The sequence below is a fragment of the Prevotella jejuni genome, from assembly GCF_900187995.1.
GTDB classification, from domain to species: domain Bacteria; phylum Bacteroidota; class Bacteroidia; order Bacteroidales; family Bacteroidaceae; genus Prevotella; species Prevotella jejuni.
This window is the reverse complement of sequence record NZ_FZNZ01000070.1, coordinates 1-5613: the sequence shown is the minus strand read 5'-3', so window position 1 is coordinate 5613 and position 5613 is coordinate 1. Positions and strand designations below refer to the sequence as shown.

The following is a 5613-nucleotide window of genomic DNA, read 5'->3' as shown; positions in this document are numbered from 1 at the left end:
GCTTTCACTTTTATTGTTGGCGAACAAGGCTGTTCAAGCCACATTCGCTGGGTACGAACTGACGGACGCATTTGCCGCAAGCGGACAATACGACCGTCTTTACACCGAACTGACAGGCACGATAGTGCTGCTCATCGAGAGCAACAACCTGCCAACGGTCAAACTGGCGGAGGAAGCAAGCCCAAAGGCGTTGTAGGCAAAAGCAGACGCAAAGCCCCTGAAGCCGTTTCTTATCGTGCAAAGGTACAACGGCAGCCTATCTGCCCTGACAAGGTCGAGTCCTGCGGATGGAGAGAAGAATCTCCACCGCAGGATTTTTCTTTTTCAAGGCGGTACTACAATTCTCAATATCCGTGCGGTCGTATTCATCTCTCCCAACCTTGCAGGGCAGGGCTGCCGTAGAGAGATAGGCACGACAAGAATACGGCATACTCAGGCTCTTTGGACGCAAGGCGTAACAACCAACAACAGATAGGACTGACGATAATACGGACAATCTGTTGTTTGTACAATTTGTTGTCATGACTATCTGTTGTCAAAACTATCTGTTGTCAAAACTATATATCGTCAAAATAATCTATCGATAAAACTATCTATCGATAGTTCTACATATCGATTTGTCGAACTATCGAACTGTTGAAAGAATAATTGCTATGTGATAAAAGGAACGAGCCGGCACCTCATCTCATTACCGCAATAACACAGATGGTTCTCCTTTGGTCTTTTCTCTTGTTTTCTCTCTATTTCCCTGCTTTTCCTCATTTCTTGCAGCGGTGCTTCCGAGGGTTTACTTTTGCACTCGATAAGTACGGCAATGGACTGCATAACAGTTTGTTTGCCGAGTAACAATAAAGTAATCAAAACAAAAAGAAAGCAATGAAACTCATTATCATCGACCGCAAAGCGTGGGAGCGGCACTGCTCCGAATTTGCAGACTTTATCCACAGTATCGAACAACTCATCGGCAATCCGCCCGAAAAGGACGAATGGCTTGACAACGAAGCCGTGTGCAAGCGTTTGGGCATCAGCAAACGTACCCTGCAATCATACAGAGATACGGGGAAAATCCCTTTCTCTATGATTGGACATAAGTGCTATTACAAAGAAAGCGACATCACGGAATTACTGAACGCAAAAAGTGAATGAACTATGACAGAGAACGAAATCATTACACAGCAAGACCCTCAGATGCAGTTGTTTTCACAACTGATGGAAGGAATATTGAAGAAATTGGAGCGGTATTGCGCTACTGCCCGTCCGATGTTGGGTGGAGAGGTTTACCTGACAGGCGAGGAGGTGTGCAAACTTTTACGGTTGAGTCCTCGCACACTTCAGGACTATCGGGACAATGGCACGATTGCCTATTTCAAAATCGGAGGAAAGATACTCTACAGGCAGAGCGACATACAAGCTATGCTTGAAAGGCATTATAATCCAATACCGCAAACAGGTAAGTTATGAGTTAAGTTAAGAACTCAGTCGCGACTTAAGTCAAATGGTCAGTTATGACTTTGGTCAAGAAATTAGTTTCGACCTAAGTCAAAATTAACTTTAGTCAAAAATATGTCAGCTCATAAAGTCAGTAAGTCAAGAAATTAGTCTAAACTTATCTCTTGACTTACTTCTTGAACTTTGAACTCTCGTCTATCAAAAGCACCCCAGAAAGGTTACTTTATGGAACATAACAAACTATCTCTTTCTTTATACTGGCAAGGTGTGTCTTTGTACCACAAATTGCCATTTGTACCACAAAGACCCTTGCCTCGAAAGGGGATTAAATCACTCCAAAGTCGTGATTAGAAAGCAATGAAAAAGCAGAAACAAAAGAAGCCAGACGGCAGATGTGCCACCTGCCCAAGATGGGACAGATGGCACATCAGGATACCTAATTCTGAAGACCAGCAGAAGCTTATCAGACTCTACCGCAAGTCGGGAGCAAAAACGAAAAGTGATTTTGTCCGAGCAAGACTTTTAGGTGGAGCCTTTAAGGTCATCATCCAAGACCCTGCCAAAGAACCTTACTTGGAGAAACTCTCCGAAATCGTCTCCATGACTCATAAGATAGGCGTGCTATACAACGAAGCCGTGAAAGCCCTCAATACTTATCATTCTGTCGCCACTGCTCAACGAATACTGGATAAACTCGAAACTTATTCTCAACTTCTCATCAGATTCCAACATCAAGTAGTGCAACTGACAAAATCTCTTGACTTACATCGATAGCGCTGTTTCTCTGTACTACTTTTACCACTTCTGATAATACGATTAGAGTTGTAATGTGCTCATCAACTAATAGTTCGCCATACGGCAGGTAAGCATCATACTGAGTGATGTTGGCATGATCATCTGTGATGTAAGATGTACTACCGAGGTGGCACTGTGATAGAAGAAGGTTTCTTCCTTTGTGGTGTCGTTTGGAATATAACCATAACCAGCCTGCGGGTCATCAGGGTTGCTCGGGTCATTCCAGCTTACAGGTGGACTGGGGTTAGTATTCGGTGTGGTGTTAGGGCGTGGAGTCTGAATCCAACCCTGTGGCACATCATGATTGCCGAGTTCGGTAAGGATGGCATTATAACCAACACCCGTGTTCTCCGGATCACCATACGCCCCCTTCTCTGTCGGTACACCAGGGGCTACACCCACCTTTTTATAGTATGCCTCCTTCTGTGTTTGTATCTGATTCATGCGCTCAGCATAGTCCTGCTGACCAGCCGTTACGTATGAGCCGTTACGTCCATAGACGTTGTTGAACATACCCGTACCTATCCTTGAAGCGATTCGTTTGTCCCAATAAAGTAATGCTTCGTAAAGCGGTTCTTGTTAACAGAGAGGATACTTGCAGGATAAAGCGTGAAGTTATCTGTCTCATGGAACGTGATACCTTGTGGCGCACCATTGATGTACACACCCTCCATTGTGCCATAACTCTTCATGATACGTTCACCAGCAGCATTGTAAGTATATCGACTCGTCTTGCCATTGTCAGAGAGTATCATCAGGCGGTTGTCCTCACCCCAGTACATCTCACGGGTAGCATTGGTCGAGTCGTTGGACATGTCTGTCTCGCCCGCGTCGGGGTGGCTCACCATCAGCTTGCGTCCCAGCTGGTCATATTCGTATCTGGTCTCCCTGCCGTTAAGGTGCGTAACCGTCGTCACCTCGTTCACGGGATTGTAGACATATCTCAAGGTAATGTTCTCACCATCGTCCTGTCGGGGACATCCGTCACCTTCGTCTCCAGCATCGGAACACCGTCGAGGCTGCCGATGGTGTAGGCACTCCTGGTGGTGCTGGCGTCAGCAAGGGTGACGCTGACGGTGCGGTCGTGGGTGTCATATTCGGTCTTGACCTGTAGGTCGCCCGTGGCGGTGTTGTAGGTGCCGATATTGCCATCCTGTGAATGGACCGATATCATTTTCTATTCCTTACGATAATCTTATATTCTCTTTGAACCATATACTCATTTAACATTAATGATATTACATCCGAATCTTTTCCACATTTCAAAATTACCATAAGCCCTCTTTGAATTCCAATACCCTTGCATAAAGAAAAAGGTATCAATTTCCGTCACCACTTTCACTATTAATAAGTATCAAAACTCTTCATCTATCCAATATCTTACCTCATTGAACCTTATATCAATTAGTTAAATCTGATATTTCTTTTAAAATCTGGTCACATTTAACTAATGAAAATTTAATCTCATTTGAATAAGGGATTTTGATCCAATCTCCACCATCATCATCGAGTGCAGAGTAAGCTATCGGCCGAATACAAATATTACCAGAAATAAGGCAGAAGCCATAAAACTCTTTCATTTCGAATCTAGAACGAAGAGATTTAGGAAAGCTCAGTACCTTTTTATTTATGACTTTCTGTACCATAGGTGTAGTTATAAGGTTAACCTGATATACATTGCCTTTCCTAACAATAAAAGTAAAAGGCTTCTCACTGTAGCCCCTATGAAACCCTTCGTCTATAACGGAATACAGAAAACTTACGAAATTGTCCTTCCTATATGAAAATAGTTCTATGTCCTCGATAAAAGAGTGATTTGAATAACTCTTGTACATTTTATCACACATAAGTGATATGTGATTTAATTTATTAAATAGAATTCCTCCATCTTTTCTTATATGTAAGAAAGTATTCTCTCCTGAGATAATTGTATCTATTTTTACAAAAGAGTTTCTTAAATTACTCTTTCTACTATCATTTAAATACAGTTTAATTTGTTCTGGTAAAGTTATTTTATTATTGTCAATTGAAGCAGTGTTAACTGTAGCAATATAAACTTGACTCATATTGCTTTTTGTGTTTAGACTTTTACCTTTGCAATACAAGAATGTTCCTATAGATAAAATCATTAGGATGAGAATATACGTTTTTATTAATTTCATACTCTTCTTTATTATTTAGTTTAAATTATCTTGAGGGTATTTTAATTTTAGATTCTTTGTATCCCTTAAATGGATCCGCTGAAAAGATCTTATAATTTTCAGCCATTTTGGTATCATATTTGTTATCTTTATAACTAGGACCATTATAGAGACGTGCAAATGTAGCCCAATCATGATTTAGCAAAGCTTTTCGCATTGCATGATTAGCAGAAATATAATTTGTAAATGCATCGAGCATTTTATCCTCGTCAGCACTAAACATAGCGTCACCAAATTCCTTAGCAGATTTATAACCTGCATCCTTATAGTTGCTCCCCATAATTTGAAAACTCCCATAAGATATTGAGGAATACGCTGCTTCCTCATCCAGTTTTTTAGCCTTCTCAAACCGACGATATTGGTTAGAAGGATTGCCATATTGATCAATTTCAGGAGTTGCCACTTCTTTGCCTTTCTCCTTATGAGTTTTCCCTTTAAAGGGAGTAGGTGCTGATATATCTCTATCTTTATTATATTTACCATGTGTAAATTTACTAAAATAATGGCGCTCATACAAAATCTTTATACGACCATCCTTTGTATAAGTTTGACCTCCTGTCTCCGTCTGAAATACAGCCCTAATGACAGATAACTCTACACCTAATTTTTTAGCAGCCTTTCTCAAGGCTGAAAGAGATGGCTTGTAACCAACCTCATCTATAAATTTCACAGGGTTATCGAGCGTATATACATAACCACATACTGTTGGATATTTCTCTGTTAGTTTGTCCACCCCATACCACAAACTCGTTACTGGGTTCATGTACCTTGCACCATAATAGTACAAACCTGTCTCTTCATCGAAATGTTTACCGTTGAACTTGTACGGTAGGTCTTCACTGCTGCTGTGTTCATCAACGAGGAGTTCCCCGTATGGCAAGTAGGCATCATACTGGGTGATGTTGGCGTGGTCGTCCGTGATGTAAGACGTACTGCCAAGGTGATCACTGTGATAGAAGAAGGTTTCCTCACGTGTTGTGTCATTTGGAATATAGCCATAACCAGCCTGTGGGTCATCAGGGTTGCTTGGGTCATTCCAGCTTACAGGTGGACCGGGGTTGGTGCCAGGTGTCGTGTTAGGATGTGGAGTCTGAATCCAACCCTGTGGCACATCATGGTTGCCGAGTTCGGTGAGGACGGCATTATACCCTACACCCGTGTTCTCTGG

The 5613-nt window shown here is 41.9% G+C and carries 8 protein-coding genes and 1 pseudogene; 4 read left to right on the top strand and 5 right to left on the bottom strand.

All coding sequences use genetic code 11. From position 1 onward, the window contains the following. Positions 1–196: DUF1896 family protein (locus CHB62_RS14190; RefSeq protein WP_141240450.1), on the top strand; the 196-nt coding region annotated here is incomplete at its 5' end. A 60-nt stretch (positions 197–256) separates the two neighbouring features. Here the strand turns inward: CHB62_RS14190 and CHB62_RS14770 are convergent. Beyond that, complete coding sequence (locus tag CHB62_RS14770; protein WP_141240449.1) at positions 257–523, bottom strand: hypothetical protein; 267 nt, start codon at positions 521–523, stop codon at positions 257–259. Positions 524–876: 353 nt separating this feature from the next. Between CHB62_RS14770 and CHB62_RS14185 the strand changes: the two genes are divergently transcribed. The 3 genes from CHB62_RS14185 (at position 877) to CHB62_RS14175 (ending at position 2223) form a co-directional block, all read left to right on the top strand. Next, positions 877–1146: a helix-turn-helix domain-containing protein gene (locus CHB62_RS14185; RefSeq protein ID WP_036885596.1), complete on the top strand. Its 270-nt coding sequence runs from the start codon at positions 877–879 to the stop codon at positions 1144–1146. Between the two features lie 3 nt (positions 1147–1149). Beyond that, on the top strand, positions 1150–1461 hold the full coding sequence (locus CHB62_RS14180; RefSeq protein WP_018362619.1) for a helix-turn-helix domain-containing protein: 312 nt from the start codon (positions 1150–1152) through the stop codon (positions 1459–1461). 345 nt (positions 1462–1806) lie between these two features. Continuing rightward, positions 1807–2223: a plasmid mobilization protein gene (locus CHB62_RS14175; RefSeq protein ID WP_021672388.1), complete on the top strand. Its 417-nt coding sequence runs from the start codon at positions 1807–1809 to the stop codon at positions 2221–2223. 55 nt (positions 2224–2278) lie between these two features. On the opposite strand, the pseudogene CHB62_RS14170 reads toward CHB62_RS14175, so the two are convergent. The 4 genes and pseudogenes from CHB62_RS14170 to CHB62_RS15025 form a co-directional block, all read right to left on the bottom strand. Beyond that, positions 2279–3089: pseudogene (locus CHB62_RS14170) on the bottom strand (RHS repeat-associated core domain-containing protein); the annotation flags it as partial. A 98-nt stretch (positions 3090–3187) separates the two neighbouring features. After that, positions 3188–3418, bottom strand: a complete 231-nt coding sequence (locus CHB62_RS15575) for a hypothetical protein (protein WP_167386049.1) — start codon at positions 3416–3418, stop codon at positions 3188–3190. A 226-nt stretch (positions 3419–3644) separates the two neighbouring features. Continuing rightward, the gene (locus tag CHB62_RS14165) at positions 3645–4310 is read right to left on the bottom strand and encodes a hypothetical protein (RefSeq protein ID WP_234397520.1); all 666 of its coding nucleotides are present in this window, start codon (positions 4308–4310) and stop codon (positions 3645–3647) included. 121 nt (positions 4311–4431) lie between these two features. Beyond that, the coding region (locus CHB62_RS15025) for an N-acetylmuramidase domain-containing protein (protein WP_176414886.1) at positions 4432–5613 on the bottom strand (1182 nt) is incomplete at its 5' end.

Coding starts and splice junctions, on each gene's coding strand:
- CHB62_RS14770 (WP_141240449.1), bottom strand. CDS start 523: ATGACAACAAATTGTACAAACAACAGATTGTCCGTATTATCGTCAGTC.
- CHB62_RS14185 (WP_036885596.1), top strand. CDS start 877: ATGAAACTCATTATCATCGACCGCAAAGCGTGGGAGCGGCACTGCTCC.
- CHB62_RS15575 (WP_167386049.1), bottom strand. CDS start 3,418: ATGATATCGGTCCATTCACAGGATGGCAATATCGGCACCTACAACACC.
- CHB62_RS14180 (WP_018362619.1), top strand. CDS start 1,150: ATGACAGAGAACGAAATCATTACACAGCAAGACCCTCAGATGCAGTTG.
- CHB62_RS14165 (WP_234397520.1), bottom strand. CDS start 4,310: ATGAGTCAAGTTTATATTGCTACAGTTAACACTGCTTCAATTGACAAT.
- CHB62_RS14175 (WP_021672388.1), top strand. CDS start 1,807: ATGAAAAAGCAGAAACAAAAGAAGCCAGACGGCAGATGTGCCACCTGC.